This window comes from Acinetobacter sp. S40, from assembly GCF_016624705.1.
Lineage (GTDB): Bacteria > Pseudomonadota > Gammaproteobacteria > Pseudomonadales > Moraxellaceae > Acinetobacter.
In genome coordinates this window covers 65,703-90,430 of the sequence record NZ_JACVTU010000008.1, presented here as the reverse complement: position 1 = coordinate 90,430, position 24,728 = coordinate 65,703, and the positions used below count along the sequence as shown (strand labels likewise).

Genomic DNA, 24,728 nt, shown 5'->3' with positions numbered 1-24,728 from the left:
TTATTGATATTGGCTTTTCATATATTCTTCGGCGACCTGTAGTACAAAATCCTGACACGCTTCTCCGGTCCCTACATCGTATCCTCCTTGATTGACCATATGATTGGATACCACTCGAATACTCATAAATGGAACTTTAAATTGACTGGCAATTTGTGCCACTGATGCAGCTTCCATTTCTTCAACAGACGTTCCATAGTGATTATAAAAAAAATGGATACGATCGAGTTCACTATTCCAGACATCAGCTGAACCAATCGTTCCTTCAACCACTTTACCTTTGGTGTAAAAATGTTGAATACGATGAGCCGCTGCCATTAATTTAGGATCTGCCTCAAACCTACGAATGGCAATGGGTTCTGGATCCGTTTCATCTTCAGGCAATACGTCAAATGCTTCAATCCAGTCAAGTGTGCTTGATCCCTTTCCAACAAGTTTCGATGGCGTTTTAAATGCGCCGATATTGATGGAATATTTGCCTAAAACAATGTCGTAAACATTTAATTTAGGATCATGTCCCCCCGATGTTCCCTGATTAATGATCGCAATTGGATGATAACGTTCTATGGCAATCGCCGTTGCAGCAGCAGAGTTGCTCATGCCCATCCGTGTTTTAGAAATAATCATAGGATAACCTTGATAACTTCCTCGCCAAAACGTCCAACCACCGATGGTTTCAATCAAAACATTATTTAGTTTGGATGCCATACGTTCGGATTCGACGGGTAAGGCTCCCTGAATAATAATCGGTGCTAATTGTTGTTCTAGTTTATGATGATTCATAACCGAATATCCTTTCTTACACAGCTTGGTGAGAGGAAAACATATAAAATCGCAGCAGGGCGCATTTTTAAAGGATTTTTCCGAAATATTTTTATTCGATAAATATTTAGCAATTCTCATACCATGCTATATCTTAAAAATGTGTTGTATTTATATCTAAAATAAAGCCTGAAATCTTATGTTTTCAGGCTTTTGAATAAGGGTGCTTAAAAAATTCGTTTATCATCACGCTGACGTTGGGGTTGTTTTTGTAGCTGCTGCCACACTGCATCTGCGATTTTGATATAACTCTCAGCCGTATCATCCATTGCAATGACACTCGGTTTACCAATATCTGCATTTTCACGAATTTGCACATTTAAAGGTAATCGACCCAATAGAGGAATGTGATATTGAGCAGACAGTTTATCCCCCCCCCCTACCCCAAAGATTTGTTCTTCATAACCACAATTTGAACAAATATGGGTCGACATATTTTCAATTACGCCCAAAACAGGAATATTCACTCGGTTAAACAATTCGATACCCTTGGTTGCATCCATAAGTGCAACATTTTGTGGTGTAGTGACAATCACTGCACCCGTCACAGGAATACGTTGTGCCAGTGTGAGTTGAATATCGCCAGTACCCGGTGGCATATCAATAACCAATACATCCAGATCTGGCCATAAGGTTTGGTTGAACAATTGCATCAATGCCCCAGTCGCTTTTGGCCCACGCCATGCCACAGGTGTATTATGGTCACCTGTAAGATGGCCAATTGAAAGTACCGCCATACCATAAGCATCTAACGGAACAAAATGTTCATTTTCAATCATAGGAGTTTTGCCAGCATTGCCCAACATAGTTGGAATGCTAGGCCCATAAATATCGGCATCCAAAACCCCAACTTTAAGCCCTCGTTGCTGTAAAGCTAATGCAAGATTTACTGTTGTCGTTGATTTTCCTACCCCACCCTTACCAGACGATACGACAATCACATTCTTAATACGCGGATGCGCAGCGACATCACGCTGTTTAGGTGCAGCTTTTTGAATAGGTGGATTATTCGGATCATTTGTGATTTGGGCAGAAGCATCAACAACTGGAGGTAAGTGTGTAGCTGGGGCGAAGTTATGAGTATTGTGTGATTGATCCTGTCCCAACTTCGCTGATTTTTGCTGGATAACATGTAAATTCAGTTCTTCGATTCCACATTTGTATAATGCAGCCGCAAGATCATCATGGATTTGTTGTAGATGATCAGCTTCTTGCGGATAGGTATTAATCGTTAACTGTAATATACGACCTTCAACATTGACCTGCGTAATTCGATCTTTAAGAAAGTATTCAGATTGTGGAAGCTGGTAGTGCTGTAAAATGGTCTGGATTTCTTCTTCTTTTACCTCTTGCGCAGGTGAAAAAGCTGATTTTAATGAAGAAAGCCACGACATATATTTTACTCCATATATGGAATTTTAAACTGAACGACTGATAGTTTAGCAGTATTATTTTATAGGCGCGTACTTGATTTTACTGATATGGTTTGAATAAATATTTTATAAACAAACTGCCCATATCAATATGAGCAGTTATTTAAGACAATTTCGTCATGTGGGAGATAGACGAACATTAGGTTTTATCGTCGCCCTTAATTTTGTGAAGCACATCAGTTGCACTTTTTTTAAGCTCATCAAATTTGTAGCTAGCCTGAGCTTTTAATTCATCAAACTTTTCCGCAGCATCATGTTTAAGTTCATTCGCTTTCAATTTAGCTTCATCTAGTTTATGACTAGCTTCCGTTTTAAACTGATCATATTTTTCCTGAGCATCCTGTTTGGTCTCATCCCATTTGTTTTTAGCCTGATCAATCTTTTCATCGGTGGAGGCTTTATTTTCAGCATAGTGTTCAGATGCATCATTTTTTAAGTCATCCAACGCTTTTTCGCCTTTCAGTTTAGCTTCTTCGGCTTTATGCTTAAGATTGTCCAACGCTTTTTCACCTTCGATTTTCGCTTCTTGCGCTTTGTATTTAGCTTCATCACCAAGCTCACTTGCTTTGGCTTTTAAATCATCGAGTTTATTTTCAGTTGTCATTATTTCGCCCTCATTGTTGATTTTAAAATTTTAGGAACATGCTCAGTTGCACGGTTCAATGTGATTGAATCTAATTTAGTTATACATGGGTTTAGATTTTTTTTAAGTGAAAACTGCAATTTGAAACAAAGCACATACAGGATGTATCTAAGCTTTTTCGAGTATAAATAATGCATACAAAGCTTAAAATCTTATCGGTTCGATTTAGTCATTTTTACAATAGAATATTCACTTATCAGTTAAAATATTTAGAACTTAAAACCGTGAGTACCGATCCGCTATACGACTGTCATTAAGAAAAAAAATTATCCACTTGAGTGATGAAAAAATGACTAAAAAGGGAAAATATCTGTCTGGCTTTTTCGGCATTTTTTAACCATAAAAACCACGATTCAGAATGATGGATGGAAGCAGCAGAATAATGGATCAAAAACTACCCATTAAGTTACTTTGAAAAGCAGTTGAGATTAAAAAACTTATTTTAGCTCAAAAGTAAATATTTCCATTTTAACTCCCTTAACCAAGTTAAACCTATAAACCCATGATTAAAATATATTTTTTACTTCTTACTTATTAATTCCAACACGGGACAAATCTTGCTTTGTTTTCCCCTGCTCAGTTAGAATCATTGACCTTCTGATGAATACGAATGAGAGAATGAAATCCGTGCGTAAAATTTTAGTCACCAACGCTCTTCCTTATGCCAATGGCCCGATCCATATGGGTCACTTACTCGGTTATATCCAAGCGGATATCTGGGTTCGTGCCATGCGCGCTATGGGACATGACGTGACTTATGTCTGCGCGGATGATGCTCATGGCACAGCGATTATGCTACGTGCTGAAGCCAATGGAATTACACCAGAACAGCAAATTGCCAATGTCCAAAAAGAACATGAACGGGATTTTGCTGGTTTTGGTATCAGTTTTGATCATTATGATTCGACACATAGCGAGACTAATAAATCCCGCTCTCAGGAAATTTATTTAAAAAACCGTGATGCTGACAATATCGCTATTCGCCCTGTAACCCAACTTTTTGATCCTGAAAAACAGATGTTTTTATCGGATCGATTTATTAAGGGTACGTGTCCTAAATGTAAATCACCGGATCAATACGGCGATAGCTGTGAAGTATGTGGTACGACCTATAATGCGACTGAATTAATCGATCCACGTTCGACTCTAAGTGGTGCAACACCTATAGAAAAATCTTCAGATCATTATTTTTTTAAGCTACCCAATTTTTCTGAATATTTACAAAAATGGACGCGAGACACAGGCCGTTTGCCTGTATCTATTGCAAATAAACTGGATGAATGGTTTGAAGCAGGTCTAGCAGATTGGGACATTTCCCGTGACGCACCCTATTTCGGTTTTGAAATTCCGGATGCTCCCAACAAATATTTTTATGTGTGGGTCGATGCACCGATTGGCTATATGTCAAGTTTTGAAAATTACATCAAAACTAAACGTCCCGATTTAAATTTTGATGATTACTGGAAAAAAGACAGTGAAAATGAGGTTTATCACTTCATTGGTAAGGACATTGTTTATTTTCATGCTTTATTCTGGCCTGCTATGCTCGAAGGCGCAAACTACCGTACCCCTACTGGTTTGTTTGTGAATGGATTCCTGACTGTAAACGGTCAAAAAATGTCGAAATCGCGTGGCACGTTTATTAAGGCAGAAACCTATCTGGAACATTTGAACCCAGAATATCTACGCTATTACTTTGCATCTAAGCTTTCTGACAAAGTTGAAGATTCAGATTTAAATCTGGATGATTTTATTCAGAAAGTAAACTCAGATCTGGTGGGCAAAGTCGTAAACATTGCGAGCCGTTGTGCTAAGTTTATCAATAAAGACTTTAATCACACTTTGTCAGGGAATTGCGCTGAATTAGAGCTGGTACAAAGCTTTATTGATGCAGGTGATTCCATTGCCAAAGCTTATGAAGAGCGTGAATTTAGCGCGGCAATTCGTGAGATTATGTCGTTGGCAGATCGTGCAAATCAGTATATTGATGAGAAAAAACCTTGGGCCTTAGCTAAAATTGAAGGCGAAGAACAGCAGGTTCATGATGTATGTTCTGTCGGGATTAATCTGTTCCGTCAATTAGCAATTTATCTGGCGCCAGTGTTACCAAAACTTGCAAACGAAGTTCAAACGTTTTTACAACTTGAAAGTTTTGATTTTGCATCTCGTAAACAGGTCTTAGTAAATCACGAAATTGCTCAGTTTGAGCCATTGATGCAACGTGTTGATCCAAAAGCTGTGACTGCAATGGTGGATGCATCAAAAGATTCTTTAGCTGCTGCCGAAGCACCAAAAGCAGAGAAGAAAAAAGAAAAGAACGTTGTGGATAAAAAGCCTGAGCCTAAAGTGGGTGAAGCAGAAATTATCGGCATTGAAGATTTTATGAAAATTGATCTTCGTGTGGCAGAAGTTTTAGATGCTGCAACTGTTGAAGGTTCTGACAAACTTCTGCAACTGACTTTAAATGTCGGCGAGGCTGAACCACGTAATGTGTTTAGTGGTATCCGCGGTTCTTATGCACCAGAGGACTTAAAAGGTAAACTGGTAGTGATGGTAGCAAACCTCGCGCCTCGTAAAATGCGTTTTGGTATTTCAAATGGAATGGTACTGGCTGCGGGAAATAGCGAAGCAATTTTTGTGATTTCGCCTGATAGCGGTGCAAAACCTGGCGATAAAGTTTCTTAAGATTTAGTTTTAAACAAAAAGCCTTTACACCCGTGTAGGGGCTTTTTTACTTTTCATCTTTACGATTACATGCTAAAAAATAAACAAATCAACTAGATTAGCGAATATTTATAAATGAATAAAACACTTGCATTAGCTTTGTTAGGCTCAAGTTTCTTCAGTTTTTCAGCATTAGCAGTCAGTCCACAAATACCAGCTCAGCAACAAAAACAGGTGGCAGGTTTTTATCAATATCAAGCAGGTGATGTACAAATTACGGCGCTTCTCGATGGTACAAACTTTATGTCACCTGCCCTTTTTAAAGACATTTCGCAGAAGCAAGTGCTTGAAATTTTAAAAAAATATTATGCGGATCAAGCTAAAGGTGTGCAAACTTCCATCAACGCATTTCTTGTCAATACAGGGAAATCTTTGGTATTAGTGGATAGTGGTGCTGCAAGCTGTTTTGGACCACATCTGGGTTCGATTATGAAAAATTTAATTGCTTCAGGATACAAGCCTGAACAAGTCGACACGATTTTACTGACTCATTTACATCCAGATCATGTTTGTGGCATTAGCAAAGATGGAGTCGCAAATTTTCCAAATGCTACAGTATACGTATCACAAGATGAAGTTGATTATTGGCTAAAACCAGATCAAGTTAAAAAATTACCTAAAGAAAAACAGGATGGTTATTTAAATACAGTCAAAATGATTCAACAAGCGGTCGCACCCTATCAAGCTAAACAGCGTTTTAAAACTTATAAACTTGGCGATGAAATTCAAGGGTTTAAAGTAATTAATACCACGGGTCATACACCGGGGCATTTTAGCTATGAGCTCAAAACTAAAGATGAAACGGTAGTTTTTATTGGTGATATTGTGCATTCTCATACGGTGCAATTTGATCAGCCTACAACAGCAATTGAATATGATATAGATCCCAAACAAGCCGTCCAAACCCGCTTAAAACAGTTTGCCAATTTTGCTAAAAATGGCCAGACCATTGCTGCTCCACATTTACCATTTCCAGGAATTGGACATATTTATTCGGCAGATGGTAAAAGCTATCAATGGGTTCCTATACATTTCAAAGATTGATTTATTATTTTTGCCTCAACACGCATCTTTCTAAGCATGTGATGCTGACAGGGAAATCAATTCACGATATTGATTTTCCTGTCAGGCGATCTGCTTTATGCGTAAATAGTTTCAGTAAATCTCTGATTGAGCTTTTCCACCAACAATTTTGGCTGAACTGCTTGCGGCACATGTCCTGTGCGCATGGTAATCACCTGTAAATTTTTGGGTTGCAACTGTTGCATCAAACGCTGCATATTAATCGATAAAGACTGATCATAGACGGCTTCCACATAAATACGAGGAACTGTACCAAAGCGCTCAAATGTTAAAGTGGGTTTTAAATCGCGCCCAGTTTCAGGCTGTGGTCTAAGTTTATCAATTAAGTGTTCTGCTAAAACAGCCTCACAATCTTGCAAAAAGATTTTTTTTGCACCTTCATGACTCACAATGCTATAGCCCTCTTCAGTAAACGTCAGATAAGGTGAAATTCCTGCAAAATCCTCATCTGGAAAATATTGTTCGCACAGTTTTTTAAAATCTAGAAAACTCATTTCAGAAGGCAGCATCATTCCAACTAAATAGACTAGGCTTTTAATTAAGTCAGGGATTCGTTCTGCCACTGCTGAAATGGTTAAACCACCCCCACTATGTCCGAGTAGTACCACTGGCTCTCCAATCTGTTGAATCGCCTCTACCACGAACTCACAATAAGAAGTTTGATTGGCAGGAAATTGTATTTTGGTATTCCAACCATTATCAGGTAAATCAAGTGCGTGTACAGTCCAGCCTGTTTGTTCCAATAATGGCTTAATCAAATCAAATGACCAACTGCCCTGCCACGCGCCATGTACCAATACTATATGTTTAGCCATAGGTTCTCCGGTACATTTCAATATGATGCTGTTCCACTGTAGTCGGTGCAAATAGTGCAGGTTCCTTTTCAGTTTTACAGTTGGGTAAACATTCCACTTGATAATCTGGATTACCACCAAAGAAAAAAGGAACGGAATATCGTTGCTTACCTGATTTATTAATCACCCGATGCAAAGTTGATTTAAAATGATTATTCGTCCAACGTGCGATTAAATCCCCTAGATTGATGACATACGTCCCTTCAATCGGCGGAGCATCGATCCAGCTTTCACTATTTTTATCCCACACTTGCAGTCCTCCTTGCTGATCTTGAAGCAATAAGGTTAATGCCCCAAAATCAGTATGTGCGCCGCACCCTTTTTCATTTGGTTCAGGGTTAGCAGGCTGAGGTGGATAATGCAGTAACCGCAAAGTCACGAGAGCATCCTGACAGAAATCATCAAAGTAATTTTCTGCTAGTGACAACGACAATGCCAAACCTCGCATGAGATATTTTGCCAATACTTCAAGTTCAGCCTGATAATGCTGCATAGTGTTTGCAAATTCAGGAAACTGTTCAGGCCATTGATTTGGTCCGTGATTAAAACGCTTTGCTAAAACAGCCTGACTGTCTAATGCATATTCGCGTCCTGCATAGAAACCTTCTTTTAAATCTGCGGGAGTTCCTGCTTCTAGCGTTTGATTTTTTAAAGGTTCATAACCACGATTGGCAATTGAATTTTTCTTATGTACTTTTTCTTTTTCATCCATCGATAAATCAAAGAATTGTCTGCTTTGTTCAAAGACCACCTGCTGTAACGCTGTAGAAATTCCATGATTTGAAATATAAAAGAAGCCTTTATCTTGGCAGGCTTGTTTCATTTGTTGTGCTACTGCCTGACGGTCTTGCAAATCTGAACTAAATAGACCTGATACATCAATCACAGGAATTGAAACACGCATAGCTTACTCCATCATCTAGACTTATTTATTACTCTGACTCAGTCCAGATTGAGCAATTGCTGTGCCACGAATAGAGACTGTCTCTGTTATATGTATTTTCATATTTTTAAATTTATGTTTATTTAAATAATTAGAAGATGGCATGCATGTTGCAAATTTTACCCTGTCACACAAAGTTAAAAGGGTTTTGATATGCACAGTGAATCTAAAGCAACCTCTCCTGAACATGAACATCTTGGAGTGGGTAAAAACTTAACCTATGGTTTTCAGCACGTACTGACTATGTATGGTGGTCTGATTGCTGCACCATTAGTTGTAGGTCTTGGTATTGGGTTATCTCAGGCAGATATCGGTCTACTGATCACTGCGTCAATTCTGGTTGCTGGCTTGGCAACTTTGCTACAGACACTTGGCTTTAAATGGTTTGGTTCAAAACTGCCTATCGTACAAGGGACATCTTTTGCTGCCGTGGCGAGTATGATCGCGATTGGATCAAATGGAGGAAGTTTCCAGTCCATTCTTGGTGCAATTATGGTCAGTTCTGTTTTTGGAATCATTATTGCACCATTTTTTTCCAAAATCGTGCGTTTCTTCCCGCCAATCGTGACAGGTTCCATTATTGCCATTATTGGAATCTCACTGCTGCCTGTGGCAATACGTTGGATTATGGGCGGTAACCCCAAAGCAGAAAACTGGGGTTCTATTGAAAACTTAGGCTTAGCCACCTTAACTTTAGTATTTCTGTTGTTATTGACTAAGTTTGGTTCGGCAGCGATTAAACGTTTAGCCGTTTTACTGTCTATCGTGTTTGGTGCGGTTTTCGCATTTGCTTTAGGCTTGGCTGATTTCTCTAAAGTCGGTGACGGCGCATGGATGGCATTTCCTAATATTTTAGGTTTTGGTATGCCTGTATTTGAGTGGCCTGCGATTTTATCAATGTGTATTGTCACCATTGTCATTTTGACAGAAACCACAGCAAGCCTTTTAGCCATTGGTGAGATTGTGGATACCAAAGTAGATAATCATCGTATCGCGGATGGTTTACGTGCAGATATGCTTTCCTCAGCACTTGCGCCTTTTTTTGGAGCATTCATGCAATGTGCATTTGTACAAAACGTGGGCTTGGTTGCTATTACAGGCGTTAAAAGTCGTTTTGTGGTCGCCACGGCGGGAGGTATCTTAGTAGTACTTGGCTTGCTGCCTGTATTTGGTCGTTTGGTGGCTTCTATTCCAATGCCTGTATTGGGTGGTGCCGGTTTAGTGCTATTTGGTAGTGTTGCGGTCAGTGGAATTCGTACCTTATCTAAAGTAGATTATCAAATCCAATCCAATTTAATTATTGTGGCTGTTTCACTTGCCTCAGGTCTGATTCCCTTGATTAGTCCAGAATTTTTCCACGCAATGCCAAGTGCAATTCAAACGCTATTCCATTCAGGTATCAGTATTACCTGTATCATGGCAGTTCTGCTTAACCTGTTCTTTAATCACTTAAATGTAGGGAAAGAAGTGGTTTTAAAACAGGCATTAAATGAAAATCCATCCACGATTCAAAACCGTTCTTAATTGAATTAAAAAAATAATCCTTCAAACTTTGTGGAATGCCAGTCAATTCATGTGACTGGCATTTAAATTTTTAGATATATAAAGCGAATTAAAACACTTTTATCTTCTTTATATCTTTTTATGTATATCAATTATATCCACGCTCAAAATCGTACAAATTGGTACATGCATTGCTTTTCTCACATCAATCAATCAATGAGAAATCAACATGTCACGTCTCTGGATCAAGCACCCTCTTGCGATTTTTACCGCAAATCAACATGATGGAAGTCATGGCATAGTCATTGAAGATGGCAAAATTGTCGAACTCGTTGCTCAAGGTAAAATACCGACTCATCCGATTGACCACGTCTTTGATGCACGAGAGTGTGTGGTCATTCCAGGGCTAATTAACTCACATCATCATTTTTATCAAACACTTACTCGAGCATGGGCTCCTGTAGTCAATACTCCGTTGTTTCCGTGGTTAAAAAATTTATATCCAGTTTGGGCAAAACTTACCCCTGAACAGTTGCATCTTGCAACACAGGTGGCTTTAGCAGAATTGGTCATGTCTGGCTGTACCTTTGCCGCTGATCATCATTATTTATTTCCACAACAATTAACAGATGCGATTGATATACAAGTACAAGCCGCCCAGATGTTAGGTATTCGTGTAATGCTCACACGCGGTTCAATGAGTCTGGGAGAAGAATCAGGCGGTTTACCTCCTCAGCATACCGTGCAGCAAATGGATCAAATTTTGCTGGATTCAGAACGTCTGGTGCAAAAATATCATCAACGTGATGCAACTGCGATGGTTAATATTGCACTTGCCCCGTGTTCTCCATTTTCAGTCACCCCAGAAATTATGCGCGAAAGTGCAGCAATGGCAGAGCGTCTGGATGTACGCCTACATACCCACCTCGCAGAAACATTAGATGAAGAAGCATTTTGTCTAGAGATGTTTGGAATGAGAACGGTAGACTATCTGGAAAGTGTAGGCTGGTTAAATGATCGAACATGGCTCGCGCATGGCATCCATTTTAATACTGAAGAAATACAGCGTTTAGGCGGTGCAGAAGTTGGTATTTGTCACTGCCCCCATTCCAATATGCGGCTCGCGTCTGGCATTTGCCCCACTTTAGATTTAATGCGGGCTGGTGCAAATATTGGTTTAGGCGTAGACGGTTCTGCTTCTGGAGACGCTTCAAATCTAATTCTGGAAACCCGCCAAGCTCTGTATTTACAGCGTTTAAAATACGGTGCAGAAAAAATCACGCCAGAACTGGCACTCGGCTGGGCAACAAAAGGCTCAGCAAAACTTCTAGGGCGTCATCAACATCTTGGAGAAATAACGGTGGGTCATCAAGCCGACTTTGCATTTTATAAACTAGATGAACTAAAATTTTCAGGAAGCCATGATCCAATTGCCGCTTTATTACTGTGTGGTGCAGATCAAGCTGAACATGTTATGGTCGGTGGCAAATGGATCGTCAAAGATCGACAATTACTTCATATTGATATAGAGAAGTTACAAGCTGAACATCGTAAAGCAGCCAAGAAATTATTAGCGGCTTAAGCGCATTCTCAGAGACTTTTAAAAAGTCTCTTTTCCTCAGTTTAATGACTGGTCTCTTTTACTTCAATGTTATTGGCCAATAATGGCTGCAGTTTGAAATCTTTCTCATATACTGGCATTCCCGCAATACTCATACTGCGAGCTGCTTTCGGAGGCTGCACATTATCTTTGAAGTCACACCCCATCAAACCAGCACCTGAACTCACGACAAAGACATATAGAAATATCCTTTTCATATGACCACCTGATTGTTCTGATTATTTTTAAAGTCAGCTTAGCACAAACTGATTAAAGCATGAGCAAAAAAGCATTTCAAATTATATAATTCACATGCAGATTTATACGCTCTGAAACGGACAGAGATTTTTTTTCATTCTATGATCATGTTATTTAGACCAAGATACTGAGTTATTATGAAACTTGCCGAAGCATTATTGCTTAGAAGTGATTTACAGAAAAAACTTCTTTCCTTGCAACAACGTATTCAAAAGAATGTTTTAGTGCAAGATGGCGACACACCCAGTGAAGATCCTAAACAATTACTACAAGAAGCTGTCATGGTGAACAGACAATTATTTCAACTTATTCAAAAAATCCATCAGACCAATGCACAAGCTCAGGCCAACAATGGAAAACCGTTGCTGGATATTCTTAATCAGCGTGATCAGTTGACGGCTGAACATCGGATTATTCAGCAAGCCATAGACAATACTCAAAAAGATACAGACCGCTACAGCGTTCGTGAAATTAAATGGATCAAAGCAATTTCTGTTTCAGAACTACAAAAACAAGCCGATGGAATCAGCCAAAATTTACGTTTAATCAATCTTGAAATTCAGGCATCCAATTGGCAGATAGACTTAATTGAATAATCTGGATATGATGAATCTGGGCATATTGGGCGAGTACACGACCTTTTTATACGGTTTGTAAGGTCTAAAATTCACAAACCGTCTGATAGAGGTAGTGCGCCTGCTTCGCCAAATTTTTACATTTTAGGCGCAGCACATTGCATCTATGATCTATTATTATTTACTGATGACGACCATGTACTGACAATATGCCCACCCATTTTTAACTTAACGACTTGAGAAAATTAGCTTTAAACCAAGTACCGTCACGATTCCACCAGTGACTCGATCAATTAAAGTTTTGCCTTTTACATACGCACGACGTGGTTTTTCAGAAGATAAAAGTAAAGCCACCAGCGAGTACCAGCCTGCATCAATCACAAAACAGATCACTGGTAAGGCAATATAATAATAATTTGGAATTTCTTTAGGCAACAACGCCGTAAACACACTGGCCAATACTACTGCAATTTTGGGATTACTCAGCTGGGTAATCAAGCCATAACGATAAGCGCTTTTATAGGTCATACTTTGTTGCTGCTTGGCATCCATTTCAATCGGAGATTTGGCATGTTTGATAATTTTATAAGCCAGCCAAAGTAAATAGAGTCCACCACCAATTTTTAGCATTAGATAAGCCGATGGCACTGCCAATAAGATCGCCTGTAAGCCCATAACTGCCAACAGACCAAAAATCGCGGCACCCGTCCCTGTTCCTAAAGCGGTAAATAAACCATGCTTACGTGATTTCCCGATTGAGTTCTGGGCGACATAAATAAAGCTTGGACCAGGACTAATTGCGCCTAGCATCAATGCCATGGCAATAGAAAACAAAGGTAGTAAACTATCCACGTGTGTATCCTGTGCTTAAATCATCGTAAACATGAATTTTAGCGCATTAGTCGGGCTTTGTAAGAACCAAATACAATACTTCACTTTGAAATGAACCATCCGATTGGATTTGATAGTAATTTTTTACCATATCCGATACCTTTTTTTGTAAATAATGTAATGTAGCTACTGCTTCAGGCGGTGTATTCATTCGTTCAACCCAGCTTTTAAAATCCAGTTTCAAACTTTGTTTCTCTACCTGCTCAATTTTAAATCCCGCACTTTCTGCAAAATTCATCCACTCTGCAAGTGAATAATCTCGTACATGGCTCGGATCGCGAATGATTTCTATACTCTGTAAAAATGTATCAAGTACAGGTTGCTGATTTCCCAAAATATCAATAAAAATGACTTTGCCACGAGGTTTAAGTACCCGATAAATTTCATTCATGGCTTGAGGGACATTTTGCCAATGGTGCGCTGAATAACGGCTCACTACTGCACATAAGCTCTGATCTGCAAAAGCAAGGTTTTCCGCTGCGCCTTGTTGTCCTGTGACATTATTTAGACCGCGTTCTTTAGCTTGCTCAACCACCAACCCCACCATTTCAGCAGTCAAATCATAAGCGATGACTTGCTCAACATACGGTGCGATATGATAAGTAACATGTCCTGCACCACAGCCCAAATCCAGAACACGTTTGAATGACTGCTTCTCTAAAGTTTTACAGATTTTTTCAAATTCAATACCTTGCGCGTGTACCTGACTATTTAAATAAGCTGATGACTTATCTTGATATTGTTGTTGATTAACGTCATGTTGCGTTGTCATATTCGAGTTCTCTGTAATTCAATTAATCTAGCTTAGTCCTAATCATTTAAAAAATAAAATAATGTATTTTTAAATAATTAATAACATTTAGTTATAATTACAATTTGATAAAAATTCCACTGGAAAATCGGACAAAAATGTCCGTAAAATATGCTGATCAAATTCAACTTACAGTACTTATGAGTAAACATGTCAAACGCGCAGCTAAAAATCGGGAAGACCTACTCGATGCAGCGGTTGAAATGTTTAAAATTCATGGTATGAATGTACCGTTACAAGTCATTATTGATCATGCGGGCGTTGGCCGTGCGACTTTTTATCGAAATTTTACTGATCGTAAAGCTTTAGTTTATGCTCTGCTCGAACAAGCGGTTTTACATCTGGAACTTCGTGCCGAACAATATCGCCCATTTGATGATGGTTTAATTCGACTCATTAAAAGTCATGTTTATAATTTAAATAATTTGTCCGCTTTGATGGAATATTGGCGAGTATTGGATCGTAACGATGAAGTGCTGATTCCGTTAGTGCAGCATCACCAGTTAATCGTGCAACCGCTGATTGATCAGGCGATTGTCAAACAAATTTGTCGTCCTGATTTTAATTTTGAAGATTATCGCAGTATTGTTTCCATGCTATCTTCCTCTTTTCGCGGACATGATGAAACTGAAAGAGTTCGATTTGCCAATCGTGCAGTCGACTTATTACTTAATGGCATCTGTTTAAACGGGGGGGCATATCATGGCTGATCATCCTCGTTATCTGGAAACCCCTCCTGACTGGACAGATGATGAACGCCCTGTTCTACCAGGTTCTCCCCCCTCCATTGAACATCCCTCTCATAAAAGATATCTATATTTTATTATTGGTACTTTTATTGCGTTGACCGCAGGTCTAAGTAATGGGTTTATCACAGCTAATTTACCGCAATTACAAGGTGAATATGGCTTAACACCCATTGAAAGTGCATGGCTTCCTGCCGCCTATGTTATGGCAAATGTCAGCTCTAATCTGATCTTGTTCAAAGCCAGACAACAATATGGTTTACGTATTTTCACAGAAATCGGGCTGCTGGCTTTTATCGCAGTAATGATTCTGCACATCTTTGTACAGAATTATCATATGGCTATTTTTGTACGTTTTATTAGCGGTATGGTCGCGGCTCCTCTTAGCTCTTTGGGCATGTATTACATCATGCAGGGTTTTACCAAAGAACATCGATTGAGAGGGCTATATATTGGCTTTGGTTTTGGTCAACTGGGTGTGCCACTGGCATGGATTATTTCGCCTGCATTGGTCACAGTAAATGACTGGACGGTTTTATATACTTTTGAGTTAGGTTTAGCAATTTGTTGCTACGCCATGGTGGTCTCGCTTAAATTGCCACGCAGTTTGCGTATAGCGGTTTTTGAACGCCAAGATATATTTACTTTTTTATTGCTGGCGCCGGGTTTTGCCTGTATTTGTGCAGTTTTAACACAAGGGCCTTTGCTGTGGTGGTTTGATTCACCATGGTTGGCGTATGTGTTGATGACTGGTTTTATACTGTTGGTCTTTGGTTTTATTTATGAACACCACCGGAGTAATCCTCTCATTATGACCCGATGGCTGGGTACCTTTGGGGTGATTCGGTTTGTATTCGGTGCTTTATGTCTGCGCTTTTTGCTTTCAGAACAAAGCTATGCTGCTGTTAATTTTCTAAAAACCATGGGCATGGGTCCAGATCAATTTGTCGGATTATATAGCGTTATCTTTTTTGGTATGTTGGCAGGTGTATTGTTTAGTGCGGTTACATTTTCCAGAGAAAGAACATTATTACATCTGGTACTGGCTTCTTTTCTAATTCTGGTTGCCAGTAAACTGGACGCGCATTTGACTAGTGATATCCGCCCACAGAACTTCTATCATAGCCAGTTTCTCATTGCATTTGCCAATGGGCTATTTATTGGTCCCCTGCTTTTGGTCGGATTTGGACGTGCCTTGAAAGAAAGTCCCGCGCATGTCGTAACTTTTATTGTGCTGTTTTCTGCAACCCAAAACTTTGGTGGTTTGATTGGATCATCATTTTATAACACCTATCAAAAGCGCCAGACTCAAGTTTATCAAATGGATATCAATAGTAATCTTGAACAAACAGACCCAACTGTAGATCAGCGATTAAAACAATATCAAGCAAAATTTAGCCCCAATATTACCGATCCACTTCAGGATCAATTACAGGCAACCAAAACCTTAGCGCAAACAGCAAACCGTGAAGCACAGGTACGTGCCTATAATGATGTGATTAATTTTAATAGCATCGTGGCGATTGTGTTATTTCTTTGGGGATTATGCAATATTATCTGGAGCAAGTATCTCGCCTATCGGGAGAAACTTGCAACCTCATCGACATCATCCTGATTTGGAGTGTTTGAGTATAATTTATGAGTGAAGAGCAAAAACCCAACACATCGAATAAACCAGATTCGAATGATACAGCTCAGGCGCCTACTAGTGCAGCCTCATCTGCAATGTCTCAGCCTACTCCGCTTAAACCTGTGCAACGAGTTGGGAAACTTATTCCCACCAAGAAATCGACACTGGCCATTATGTTGGTCGTACTATTGGTTGGTGTGGGACTGATTATGTGGGCATGGCGAATTGGGCCATTTCATACCGTAATCGAACAAACTGACAATAGTTATGTTAAAGGCAAGACTACGGTGCTTTCCTCACAAATTAATGGTTATATCAAAGATGTGCTAGTTAAAGATTTTGACTACGTCAAAAAAGGTCAACCGTTGATGCACATTGATGCCACCACTTATGACCAAAAAGTGACTCAGGCACAATCAGCTGTTGAACAAGCCAAAAATAATCTGACGAACCAAACTCAGACTATCGCCCAGCGACAAGCAGACATTGCTGCTGCTCAAGCTAAAGTTGATCAAGCACAAGCGCAATATGATTTGTCGGTGACACAACTGAATCGTTACCAACAGCTAGGTGATAGTGGTGCAGCCTCTAAATCAGAGAGTGATAAAGCAGCCGCTGATGTAAAAAATAATCTAGCATTACTCAAACAGGCCGAAGCCAATGTCAATGTCGCACAGGAAGCTTTAAAAACAGCGCAAGTTGCACAAACAGGTTTGGAAGCACAAGTCACGAATGCACAAGCGCAATTGGATCAGGCAACGACCACCAAAGACTATAGTGTAATTACTGCGCCGATGGATGGACAATTAGGCGAAGTAAATCCACGTGTTGGTCAATATGTCGCAGCTGGTTCACAATTATTGTATTTAATTCCACAACAAACATGGGTCATTGCTAATTTTAAAGAAACTCAAATCGCCAATATGAACATTGGTCAGAGTGCAACATTTACAGTGGATGCACTTAATCATCAAAAATTTACAGGGCATGTTGAACAGATTTCTCCAGCAGCTGGTTCAGAATTTAGTGTGCTAAAAGCAGACAATGCAACCGGAAACTTTACCAAAGTAGTTCAACGAATTTCAGTACGTATTGCGATTGATCCAGATCAAAAAGGACTAGAACGCTTACGTCCGGGTATGTCTGTAATTACATCTGTTGATACTTCCTCAAAATAATCCCATCTTTTTTGGTGGTCAGTGTTTTATACTCTTGATCACCGAAAATTATCATTTTTAATATGTTTGATTCCCTTGCCCATCCTATTTCTTATCAAAATCTAATCGATTACAACGCTATAAAACTGGATATCAAACGTCTAGATCTCATCCATCCACAAATTTCAGGCAATAAATTTTATAAACTGAAATGTAACTTACAGCATGCAAAAGAGCTTGGGTTGGATACTATCATTACCTTTGGGGGTGCATTTTCCAATCATATTGCTGCAACTGCTTATGCAGCCCATTATTTTGGCTTTAAAAGTATTGGAATTATTCGTGGTGAAGAACTTGCTCATCAAACCCTAAATCCAACCCTGGCGACTGCCTGTCAGTTTGGGATGCAATTGCAATTTATCAATCGGCAGGAGTATCGCAATAAAGAGCAATCAGATTTTATTGATAAATTACGGCGACATTTCCCAACGGCTTATATTATTCCTGAAGGAGGAACCAATGCCCTTGCCATTCAGGGTTGCAAAGAGATTTTGACTGCGAAAGATCGTCAAAATTATGATGTGATTTGTTGCGCTGTGGGTACAGGCGGAACAATTACAGGGCTTATTGAAGCAAGTGATGCTCATCAAACCATATTGGGTTTTTCTGCACTGAAAGGTGATTTTTTACAACAACAGGTTGCCAGTCTCACACACAAAATGAATTGGAATATTCTGGAGGATTATTGTTTTGGAGGATATGCCAAGACTTCAATTCAATTGCTTGACTTTATTCAATCTTTTGAAAAAACGTATCAGATTCCTTTAGAACCAATTTATACGGGGAAAATGCTCTTTGGTGTTTTTGAATTAATTGAACAGGGACATTTTGCTGCTAATACCCGAATTTTAGTGATTCATAGTGGTGGATTACAGGGCAGACAAAATCTTTTATAATGTCGCGCTTTTATATCGCTGAGTATGTTTATGTCCATGCAGTATGATGTCATTGTTTTAGGCGCAGGTGCGTCTGGACTGATGCTGGCCGCGCAGGCTGCACGGCGTGGACGCAAGGTTTTAGTGGTCGAAAAAGCCAATAAAGTGGGTAAAAAAATTCTGATGTCTGGTGGTGGTAAATGTAATTTTACTAACTTATATGTCGAGCCTGAAAATTTTATTTCACATAATCCACATTTTGTAATCTCGGCCCTATCGCGTTATAGCAACTGGGATTTTATTGGATTGGTAGGTGACTATGGGATCGCTTATGAAGAGCGAAAGCATGGGCAACTTTTTACCTTAAATGGCTCAAAAGATATTTTAAATATGCTTCTGGCTGAGTGTGAAAAAACCAAGCAAGTGACCATAAAAACAGATTGTGAAGTAAAAACAGTCAAGCAATTGCACAATCAATATTTTGAAGTCAATTCCATACTCGGCACTTTTACCTGCGAATCTCTAGTCGTTGCATCAGGTGGTCTTTCAATTCCTACTCTGGGTGGTTCTGGTATTGGCTATGAACTGGCAAAACAATTTGGTCATCAAGTTTTTGCGACTCGCGCAGGACTGGTTCCTTTTACCTTTTCTGATCAATTCAAAGAGGTCACCACTCGCTTAAGTGGGAATGCACTTGAAGCCACACTATCAAATCATCAAAATAGTTTTACCGAAGCTTTACTCTTTACTCATCGCGGTTTAAGTGGTCCGAGCTCTTTACAGCTTTCAAATTATTGGCAAGCTGGTGAGTGTTTTGAAATCAACTTTTTTCCTACGCAAAATTTAGCTGATTATTTTAAACAGAAAAAACAGCAACAACCTAAAGTATTATTACGCACGTTAGTTTCAGAATTTACGGCAAAAAGTATTGTGCAGGAACTTCAACAATTAATTTGGCCAAACTATGCAGAAACTGCAATCAGTCAACTCAGTGATACAACCTTAGAGCAAATCGCCGAACAGTTACATGGCTTTACAGTTAAACCATCAGGCACAGAAGGTTATCGTACCGCTGAAGTCACTTTAGGAGGAGTCGATACAGCCGAAATCTCATCCAAAACCATGCAAAGCCAACGTGTAGAAGGACTTTATTTTATTGGTGAGATTCTGGATGTCACTGGGCATTTGGGGGGCTATAATTTCCAGTGGGCCTGGTCATCTGCCTATGCTGCTGCACAATACGTATAAGTCTAAGGGGCTGCATCTATTTGCTCGTCTTTAATAGAAGCCGTTTCTTCTCCTGTTTGCTCTGTCTGTTCAGATTTCGGCTTGGCAAATACAAACTTATAGGCACTCACTAAAAAGCCTACGGTTATTCCCGCAATAACAATCGGTGCGATAAAACGATTGGGCTGCTTTTGCATATTGCACTCCTCTATTATTTTTATGAGTCATTCATTTTACCAGTCATTAAAGAAACGACCACTCTGGATAGAGTGGCCGATTCTGATTCAAAAATCAAAGTTTATTTAGGCAGATCGTCGGGTTTTGGAGTTAGATCATCCTCCCCCTCACCTTTAGAACCATATGGATTATTTAACGGTTTATGAGCTGGATCGACATCAAAGGTTGTCGGCACATTATGATCGGTGGCTGCTTCTTGCGGAGTCACGGGGGTTTCAACCACAACCGCCGATTGTGTTTTGGCGATTGGATTTGGCTTATTTCCTTCCGCTTTGGCTTTATCAATTAAGTCAGTCAGTACACGTTCTGCTGGTTGACGACCGCCCAAACCAAAGGCTAGAGCAAAAGCCACGGCAACAGAGCCCAATGTTAAACCAAAAGCCAAATTGACGATTGAATCGGCAATGCCCATCGCACGTAAACCCATTGCTAAAACGAGTCCCATAATCAGGATACGAACCAGATTCCCTAACCAACGTGAGCTGTTATATTCTCCACGTTGCACCACATTTGCCACGATATTAGCTAACCAGAAACCAATCACCAGAATCACTGCACCCAACAGGATATTGGCGCCAAATGCAATAAAGATAGCTATTAAATGACTAATCTGATCAAAACCTAGACGATTCGCTGCTTCTGCAACAGCAAACAGCATGGTAAAGAAAACAATTAATACACCAACCACGTGTGAGATTTTAGTCGTTCCCAAAAAACGCTGTAAATCGAATTTTGCTGGAACTTCATCCACTCCTGTGCCTGCCAGAATATCTTCAACCAGCTTTGCGACAAATCGAGATACCACGTAGGCAATAATAAGAATCAAACCAGCTGCAATAATGTTGGGAATTGCAAACATGATTTCATTAAGCATTGAAGTCGCAGGTTGCGAAATCGATTCGATTCCCAATGCTTCAAAAGCAATAATTAATGCTGTAATGAAGATTAAAGCAAAGACCAATGAACCGAATACATTACTCACATTACTGTTTTTAAACAGGCCAATTTTCTCAGCTTGTGCTTGTAGTCCCACACTATTAACCAAACCTTCAATAATGCCACGTACAATTTTTGCCAGAATATAACCGACAAAAATAATAACGCCTGCAATAAAGATATTTGGAAGATACCCAACAACGTCAGCCACCATCGCTTGTACAGGTAACAGTAGCCCTGAAAGACCTAAAATCGAAAGGACAATTGGCAAAAATAAAAGCAGAATCAACCAATACACAATATCTGCAATGTTTTCACTGAGTGGTCGTACTCCAACCTCTGTACTTAATTTTTCATCCAGTTGAGTTTTTGATAATACTTTGGACAGTCCAGCCCGTACCAAACGCGCCAATATCCAACCAACAAAAGCAACCACAGCCGCAGCAATGATATTTGGAACAAAAACTAATACTTGAGTGATCATGGCGCTAAATGGACCACTAACACTATAAATATTTAGGACATTTAAAGCAGCAATGAGCGCAATAATCAGAACAAACCAAAATACAAACCTTGAAATGATCGATTCAAAATCTGGTGCTTTACCTGTTGCTGAAGATAAATGACGATTGGTTCCGATTAAATTTAATAATTTTTTGATGCCAGCAGCGATAATCAGCGCCAAAATCCAACCAATAATAAATACTGCAATCGCAGCGATAATGGGCTGAAACATATCCCAATAGTACATAAATCCATAATGGGCTTGAGTAGGCCCATTTCCAAAGTAATCATTCATATGTGTCATGCCCTCTTGTTATATTTTTCACGGCTTAATTAAGCTAAGCAGTAAAATGAAATAGTTTTAGGAATTGATCTCATTTGTGATATTTATCACCATATTTTGTGCTTATTTTTTATTCAAGGTGCAATATAAGAACTACTACAAAAATGATGCAAAAGATTGCAAAGAAGCCATCCAATGTAATTGGATGGCTTCTTAAAAACTTGAATAAATAGCACATTAAGACTCATGACTATTTGCTGTCGAATTGTTCGGTGTCGCAGGCTCTGCATTTGGATTTGGATGGTTAGGCGGTGCATCACTCGCATCTGGCTTTTGATCCGCCACCATATACACAATAAGTGCTATCAGAAAAATACCGACAATCGCCAATATATAAACAGGTAAACGGCGTTTCTTTTCAGTTTCTTCCGGCGTTGATGTATGTGGTGATGGTTTATTGAAATCATGTGTCATTGGATTCCCCTCTTTTTATTTTCCATGTTTCTTATCATAACAAGCACTTATGTAGCATTGTGTGACAAAGCATAGCGCTATCGTGTTCTTTGTTTCTGCGTTGTATATAAAAGTGGGCTATAATAGCCCACCCATTTTTTTACTTAGGTCTTTATGTCGTATCGTCAGCAAAATGTTACTCTGGATTTAGACACTGACGTCACACATGAATGTTCTTTACATTACACTCGTGATGAGCATCTGATCGGCATCATTAATTTTAATAAATCCAGCTATAGCCTGAAATGGGGTGATCTGGAATACTTTAGACGTCGCACTGAAGAATTTTCAGTGATGCCCTTTCCAGATTGTATCAATGCTATGATCATTGATATTCGCAACGTTAATTCATTTCTGGACAATGAAGTTCCGATTCTGCCATGGCGATTACTGGAAGAAGAATGTCCAATTCGTCTAGTTGTTCCCCAAGAACGTCTTGAACATTACGCAGGTTTTTTTGAGCCCACATGGCTCAATACGGATCTAGATACAGCAATTCAGGAACTACGTGAATTCATGGATATGTTTGTGCATTAAAACCATATTCTTGAGTGCATTGGGTTCTGAGTTATCTTAAATCATCAATAAATTTTTTATTTTGTACAATTTTTACAGTACCTTAGTCACCCTTGTGCTGTTTTAGTCACCCCTCATTACCAATAATTTTCGACTGCAATATTGCCTTCGCCACGGCGATTCATACTTAAACCACGACGTTTTAATGCTTCTTTAGTATCTTCGACCATTTGAGGATTACCACAAAGCATGACATGACTCGTTGCAGGATTCAGCGAATATCCAATGACTTTTTCCAGTTCCCCATTTTCAATTAAGACAGGTAAACGCTCATGTAACTCAGCATGAGGATCACGGGTAATGACTGGAATAAACTTAAAACCAGTATGCCCTTCGCCAAAACTAGCAGCAATCTCGTGTATACGATCAACATAAGCCAGTTCAGAAGCTGTACGAACACTATAGACTAAATTAATCTGCGAATAATTTTGCCATGTTGCAAAATCCTGCAACATTGAAAGAAAAGGCGCCAGCCCTGTACCCGTTGCTAATAGCCATAAATCTTGAGGTAAAGGTAATTGATAACGGGCCAATGTCAAAAAACCATAGGGAATTTTTTCTAAATAAAGTTCATCGTCTACTTTTAGATGTTGCAGGTTTGACGTAAATGCACCATTTGGAACAACAATTGAAAAAAACTCCAGTGTTTCATCAAAGGGTGATGACACAACAGAATAAGCACGTACCACTAAATCATCACCGACTTTTAATCCAATTCTGGCAAACTGACCAGCGGTAAACTTAAAATGTGCTGGGCGTGTCATGGTAAAACTGAATAAATTGGTAGCCCAACGATGTACGGATAAAACTCTCTCTACGCTAAATTTCTCAATTGACATAATTTCAACATGGCACGACAGGGTATGCTCATGTTAGCATGACAGCAGAAATTATGACTACTTTTCAAGGGTAAGGCTTGATTCATGCGCATGACATTACGTCAGTTGGCTGTCTTTGTGGCAGTCGCTCAAGAGGGAACAGTAACAAAAGCCAGCGATGCAGTACGTCTCACTCAAAGTGCTGCCAGTATGGCACTGGCCGATCTTGAAGATGGATTAGGTGCTCCACTATTTGATCGTCTAGGTAAACGTCTACAACTGAATGATTTAGGGCGGTTTTTACTTCCTCAGGCCTTGGAAATTTTGGGTCGTTGTGAAGCTTTTGAACAAGCCGCCAAAGGTGAATTACAAAGTATAGATCTGCGTTTAGGCGCAACGTTGACCATCAGCGATTATTTAATACCAGATCTAATGGCAGATTTTCTTCAAATTCATCCGCAGGCCCATTTACAGTTGCAAGTAGGCAATACACGCCAGATGATTGAAGCAGTGAATCAATTTCAGCTTGATCTGGCATTGATCGAAGGTTCATGTCATTTACCCCAACTACAATGCATTCATTGGCGTAATGATGAACTTGCTGTGTGCTGTTCACCCGAACACCCCTTGGCGAAATTAGGTCGGCCTTTAACGCCTCAGGATTTTTTAAACGTAGAATGGATTTTACGCGAAGAGGGTTCAGGTACACGTGAAGTGTTTGATAATGCTATTTTGCAGGATGTTCCTGATGCCAATATACGTTTGACATTGGGTCATAATGAAGCAATTTTAAAAATAGTAGCAGGCGGTTTGGGTATGTCTTGTATTTCCCGACTGGCCATTGAACCTTTGATTGAGAAAGGTCAACTGGTGATTTTAGAAACTCCTTTCTGGGAGTTAACCCGTCCGCTGCATGTTTTGGTGCATCGTCAAAAATATCAGGGGCCAGGTTTAAAGGCGTTTATGCAGTTTTGTGAGAATCGTGTAAATTAAATGTTCTAGATCAGGCAATAAAAAACTCTTCAT

At 39.5% G+C, this 24,728-nt stretch carries 24 protein-coding genes; 12 read left to right on the top strand and 12 right to left on the bottom strand.

Translation table 11 applies throughout. The features are described from left to right. The 3 genes from IAE19_RS11175 to IAE19_RS11165 form a co-directional block, all read right to left on the bottom strand. On the bottom strand, positions 1 to 903 hold the full coding sequence (locus IAE19_RS11175; RefSeq protein WP_413784492.1) for a 5'-methylthioadenosine/S-adenosylhomocysteine nucleosidase: 903 nt from the start codon (positions 901 to 903) through the stop codon (positions 1 to 3). An 86-nt stretch (positions 904 to 989) separates the two neighbouring features. Beyond that, the gene (gene apbC, locus IAE19_RS11170) at positions 990 to 2,216 is read right to left on the bottom strand and encodes an iron-sulfur cluster carrier protein ApbC (RefSeq protein WP_200461002.1); all 1,227 of its coding nucleotides are present in this window, start codon (positions 2,214 to 2,216) and stop codon (positions 990 to 992) included. 178 nt (positions 2,217 to 2,394) lie between these two features. After that, complete coding sequence (locus IAE19_RS11165) at positions 2,395 to 2,859, bottom strand: hypothetical protein (protein ID WP_200461001.1); 465 nt, start codon at positions 2,857 to 2,859, stop codon at positions 2,395 to 2,397. Positions 2,860 to 3,516: 657 nt separating this feature from the next. On the opposite strand from IAE19_RS11165, the gene metG reads away from it, so the two are divergent. Both metG and IAE19_RS11155 read left to right on the top strand, forming a co-directional pair. Beyond that, entirely contained in the window at positions 3,517 to 5,583 is a 2,067-nt protein-coding gene (gene metG, locus IAE19_RS11160; RefSeq protein ID WP_227611072.1) for a methionine--tRNA ligase, read from the top strand. A 114-nt stretch (positions 5,584 to 5,697) separates the two neighbouring features. Then, the gene (locus IAE19_RS11155; protein WP_200461000.1) at positions 5,698 to 6,666 is read left to right on the top strand and encodes an MBL fold metallo-hydrolase; all 969 of its coding nucleotides are present in this window, start codon (positions 5,698 to 5,700) and stop codon (positions 6,664 to 6,666) included. A gap of 95 nt (positions 6,667 to 6,761) precedes the next feature. On the opposite strand, the gene IAE19_RS11150 is transcribed toward IAE19_RS11155, so the two are convergent. After that, positions 6,762 to 7,520 (bottom strand): alpha/beta fold hydrolase, encoded by a 759-nt coding sequence (locus IAE19_RS11150; protein WP_200460999.1) that lies wholly within the window; start codon positions 7,518 to 7,520, stop codon positions 6,762 to 6,764. Further along, on the bottom strand, positions 7,513 to 8,463 hold the full coding sequence (locus IAE19_RS11145; RefSeq protein WP_200460998.1) for an isopenicillin N synthase family dioxygenase: 951 nt from the start codon (positions 8,461 to 8,463) through the stop codon (positions 7,513 to 7,515). Before IAE19_RS11145 ends, IAE19_RS11150 begins: the two co-directional genes overlap by 8 nt. A 192-nt stretch (positions 8,464 to 8,655) precedes the next feature. On the opposite strand from IAE19_RS11145, the gene IAE19_RS11140 reads away from it, so the two are divergent. Both IAE19_RS11140 and IAE19_RS11135 read left to right on the top strand, forming a co-directional pair. Beyond that, positions 8,656 to 10,026, top strand: a complete 1,371-nt coding sequence (locus IAE19_RS11140) for a nucleobase:cation symporter-2 family protein (RefSeq protein ID WP_200460997.1) — start codon at positions 8,656 to 8,658, stop codon at positions 10,024 to 10,026. A 208-nt stretch (positions 10,027 to 10,234) separates the two neighbouring features. After that, positions 10,235 to 11,587 carry an 8-oxoguanine deaminase gene (locus IAE19_RS11135; RefSeq protein WP_227611056.1) on the top strand — a complete coding sequence of 451 codons (1,353 nt, stop codon included), beginning with the start codon at positions 10,235 to 10,237 and terminating at the stop codon, positions 11,585 to 11,587. A 41-nt stretch (positions 11,588 to 11,628) separates the two neighbouring features. Here the strand turns inward: IAE19_RS11135 and IAE19_RS11130 are convergent, their stop codons facing one another. Continuing rightward, positions 11,629 to 11,823, bottom strand: coding sequence for an NF038215 family lipoprotein (locus tag IAE19_RS11130; protein ID WP_200460996.1), 195 nt, complete (start codon positions 11,821 to 11,823; stop codon positions 11,629 to 11,631). 177 nt (positions 11,824 to 12,000) lie between these two features. Between IAE19_RS11130 and IAE19_RS11125 the strand changes: the two genes are divergently transcribed. Continuing rightward, positions 12,001 to 12,459, top strand: a complete 459-nt coding sequence (locus IAE19_RS11125; protein ID WP_200460995.1) for a DIP1984 family protein — start codon at positions 12,001 to 12,003, stop codon at positions 12,457 to 12,459. 207 nt (positions 12,460 to 12,666) lie between these two features. Here the strand turns inward: IAE19_RS11125 and IAE19_RS11120 are convergent, their stop codons facing one another. Beyond that, the gene (locus IAE19_RS11120; protein ID WP_200461065.1) at positions 12,667 to 13,257 is read right to left on the bottom strand and encodes a LysE family translocator; all 591 of its coding nucleotides are present in this window, start codon (positions 13,255 to 13,257) and stop codon (positions 12,667 to 12,669) included. 79 nt (positions 13,258 to 13,336) lie between these two features. After that, entirely contained in the window at positions 13,337 to 14,101 is a 765-nt protein-coding gene (locus IAE19_RS11115) for a class I SAM-dependent methyltransferase (RefSeq protein ID WP_200460994.1), read from the bottom strand. 179 nt (positions 14,102 to 14,280) lie between these two features. Between IAE19_RS11115 and IAE19_RS11110 the strand changes: the two genes are divergently transcribed. From IAE19_RS11110 to IAE19_RS11090, 5 genes are all read left to right on the top strand, one after another. Beyond that, on the top strand, positions 14,281 to 14,850 hold the full coding sequence (locus IAE19_RS11110) for a TetR/AcrR family transcriptional regulator (RefSeq protein WP_200461064.1): 570 nt from the start codon (positions 14,281 to 14,283) through the stop codon (positions 14,848 to 14,850). Further along, on the top strand, positions 14,843 to 16,501 hold the full coding sequence (locus IAE19_RS11105; RefSeq protein WP_200460993.1) for an MFS transporter: 1,659 nt from the start codon (positions 14,843 to 14,845) through the stop codon (positions 16,499 to 16,501). The genes IAE19_RS11110 and IAE19_RS11105 overlap by 8 nt, the downstream gene beginning before the upstream one ends. Positions 16,502 to 16,524: 23 nt before the next feature. Further along, complete coding sequence (locus IAE19_RS11100) at positions 16,525 to 17,694, top strand: HlyD family secretion protein (protein WP_200460992.1); 1,170 nt, start codon at positions 16,525 to 16,527, stop codon at positions 17,692 to 17,694. Positions 17,695 to 17,756: 62 nt separating this feature from the next. Further along, the gene (locus IAE19_RS11095) at positions 17,757 to 18,629 is read left to right on the top strand and encodes a 1-aminocyclopropane-1-carboxylate deaminase/D-cysteine desulfhydrase (protein ID WP_200460991.1); all 873 of its coding nucleotides are present in this window, start codon (positions 17,757 to 17,759) and stop codon (positions 18,627 to 18,629) included. 30 nt (positions 18,630 to 18,659) lie between these two features. Continuing rightward, positions 18,660 to 19,856, top strand: coding sequence for an NAD(P)/FAD-dependent oxidoreductase (locus IAE19_RS11090; protein WP_200460990.1), 1,197 nt, complete (start codon positions 18,660 to 18,662; stop codon positions 19,854 to 19,856). Between the two features lie 2 nt (positions 19,857 to 19,858). On the opposite strand, the gene IAE19_RS11085 is transcribed toward IAE19_RS11090, so the two are convergent. The 3 genes from IAE19_RS11085 to IAE19_RS11075 form a co-directional block, all read right to left on the bottom strand. Next, the gene (locus IAE19_RS11085) at positions 19,859 to 20,032 is read right to left on the bottom strand and encodes a hypothetical protein (protein ID WP_200460989.1); all 174 of its coding nucleotides are present in this window, start codon (positions 20,030 to 20,032) and stop codon (positions 19,859 to 19,861) included. A gap of 101 nt (positions 20,033 to 20,133) precedes the next feature. Next, on the bottom strand, positions 20,134 to 21,807 hold the full coding sequence (locus IAE19_RS11080) for a mechanosensitive ion channel (protein WP_200461063.1): 1,674 nt from the start codon (positions 21,805 to 21,807) through the stop codon (positions 20,134 to 20,136). Positions 21,808 to 22,032: 225 nt separating this feature from the next. Then, positions 22,033 to 22,269, bottom strand: a complete 237-nt coding sequence (locus IAE19_RS11075) for a hypothetical protein (RefSeq protein WP_200460988.1) — start codon at positions 22,267 to 22,269, stop codon at positions 22,033 to 22,035. A 153-nt stretch (positions 22,270 to 22,422) separates the two neighbouring features. Here IAE19_RS11075 and IAE19_RS11070 point away from each other — a divergent pair, with 153 nt between their 5' ends. Further along, positions 22,423 to 22,845, top strand: coding sequence for a hypothetical protein (locus tag IAE19_RS11070; protein ID WP_200460987.1), 423 nt, complete (start codon positions 22,423 to 22,425; stop codon positions 22,843 to 22,845). A 116-nt stretch (positions 22,846 to 22,961) separates the two neighbouring features. On the opposite strand, the gene IAE19_RS11065 is transcribed toward IAE19_RS11070, so the two are convergent. Beyond that, positions 22,962 to 23,723 (bottom strand): ferredoxin--NADP reductase, encoded by a 762-nt coding sequence (locus IAE19_RS11065; RefSeq protein WP_200460986.1) that lies wholly within the window; start codon positions 23,721 to 23,723, stop codon positions 22,962 to 22,964. 84 nt (positions 23,724 to 23,807) lie between these two features. Between IAE19_RS11065 and gigC the strand changes: the two genes are divergently transcribed. After that, positions 23,808 to 24,695, top strand: coding sequence for a LysR family transcriptional regulator (gene gigC / locus IAE19_RS11060; protein ID WP_200460985.1), 888 nt, complete (start codon positions 23,808 to 23,810; stop codon positions 24,693 to 24,695). Positions 24,696 to 24,728: the final 33 nt, after the last annotated feature.

What these genes read in the sequence shown, in the direction of transcription:
- IAE19_RS11080 (WP_200461063.1), bottom strand. Translation starts at nt 21,807, where the DNA reads ATGAATGATTACTTTGGAAATGGGCCTACTCAAGCCCATTATGGATTT.
- IAE19_RS11090 (WP_200460990.1), top strand. Translation starts at nt 18,660, where the DNA reads ATGTCCATGCAGTATGATGTCATTGTTTTAGGCGCAGGTGCGTCTGGA.
- IAE19_RS11115 (WP_200460994.1), bottom strand. Translation starts at nt 14,101, where the DNA reads ATGACAACGCAACATGACGTTAATCAACAACAATATCAAGATAAGTCA.
- IAE19_RS11100 (WP_200460992.1), top strand. Translation starts at nt 16,525, where the DNA reads ATGAGTGAAGAGCAAAAACCCAACACATCGAATAAACCAGATTCGAAT.
- IAE19_RS11145 (WP_200460998.1), bottom strand. Translation starts at nt 8,463, where the DNA reads ATGCGTGTTTCAATTCCTGTGATTGATGTATCAGGTCTATTTAGTTCA.
- IAE19_RS11140 (WP_200460997.1), top strand. Translation starts at nt 8,656, where the DNA reads ATGCACAGTGAATCTAAAGCAACCTCTCCTGAACATGAACATCTTGGA.
- IAE19_RS11095 (WP_200460991.1), top strand. Translation starts at nt 17,757, where the DNA reads ATGTTTGATTCCCTTGCCCATCCTATTTCTTATCAAAATCTAATCGAT.
- IAE19_RS11065 (WP_200460986.1), bottom strand. Translation starts at nt 23,723, where the DNA reads ATGTCAATTGAGAAATTTAGCGTAGAGAGAGTTTTATCCGTACATCGT.
- IAE19_RS11165 (WP_200461001.1), bottom strand. Translation starts at nt 2,859, where the DNA reads ATGACAACTGAAAATAAACTCGATGATTTAAAAGCCAAAGCAAGTGAG.
- IAE19_RS11155 (WP_200461000.1), top strand. Translation starts at nt 5,698, where the DNA reads ATGAATAAAACACTTGCATTAGCTTTGTTAGGCTCAAGTTTCTTCAGT.
- IAE19_RS11125 (WP_200460995.1), top strand. Translation starts at nt 12,001, where the DNA reads ATGAAACTTGCCGAAGCATTATTGCTTAGAAGTGATTTACAGAAAAAA.
- IAE19_RS11105 (WP_200460993.1), top strand. Translation starts at nt 14,843, where the DNA reads ATGGCTGATCATCCTCGTTATCTGGAAACCCCTCCTGACTGGACAGAT.
- metG (WP_227611072.1), top strand. Translation starts at nt 3,517, where the DNA reads ATGAAATCCGTGCGTAAAATTTTAGTCACCAACGCTCTTCCTTATGCC.
- gigC (WP_200460985.1), top strand. Translation starts at nt 23,808, where the DNA reads ATGCGCATGACATTACGTCAGTTGGCTGTCTTTGTGGCAGTCGCTCAA.
- IAE19_RS11120 (WP_200461065.1), bottom strand. Translation starts at nt 13,257, where the DNA reads ATGGCATTGATGCTAGGCGCAATTAGTCCTGGTCCAAGCTTTATTTAT.
- IAE19_RS11085 (WP_200460989.1), bottom strand. Translation starts at nt 20,032, where the DNA reads ATGCAAAAGCAGCCCAATCGTTTTATCGCACCGATTGTTATTGCGGGA.
- IAE19_RS11075 (WP_200460988.1), bottom strand. Translation starts at nt 22,269, where the DNA reads ATGACACATGATTTCAATAAACCATCACCACATACATCAACGCCGGAA.
- IAE19_RS11130 (WP_200460996.1), bottom strand. Translation starts at nt 11,823, where the DNA reads ATGAAAAGGATATTTCTATATGTCTTTGTCGTGAGTTCAGGTGCTGGT.
- IAE19_RS11110 (WP_200461064.1), top strand. Translation starts at nt 14,281, where the DNA reads ATGAGTAAACATGTCAAACGCGCAGCTAAAAATCGGGAAGACCTACTC.
- apbC (WP_200461002.1), bottom strand. Translation starts at nt 2,216, where the DNA reads ATGTCGTGGCTTTCTTCATTAAAATCAGCTTTTTCACCTGCGCAAGAG.
- IAE19_RS11175 (WP_413784492.1), bottom strand. Translation starts at nt 903, where the DNA reads ATGAGAATTGCTAAATATTTATCGAATAAAAATATTTCGGAAAAATCC.
- IAE19_RS11070 (WP_200460987.1), top strand. Translation starts at nt 22,423, where the DNA reads ATGTCGTATCGTCAGCAAAATGTTACTCTGGATTTAGACACTGACGTC.
- IAE19_RS11135 (WP_227611056.1), top strand. Translation starts at nt 10,235, where the DNA reads ATGTCACGTCTCTGGATCAAGCACCCTCTTGCGATTTTTACCGCAAAT.
- IAE19_RS11150 (WP_200460999.1), bottom strand. Translation starts at nt 7,520, where the DNA reads ATGGCTAAACATATAGTATTGGTACATGGCGCGTGGCAGGGCAGTTGG.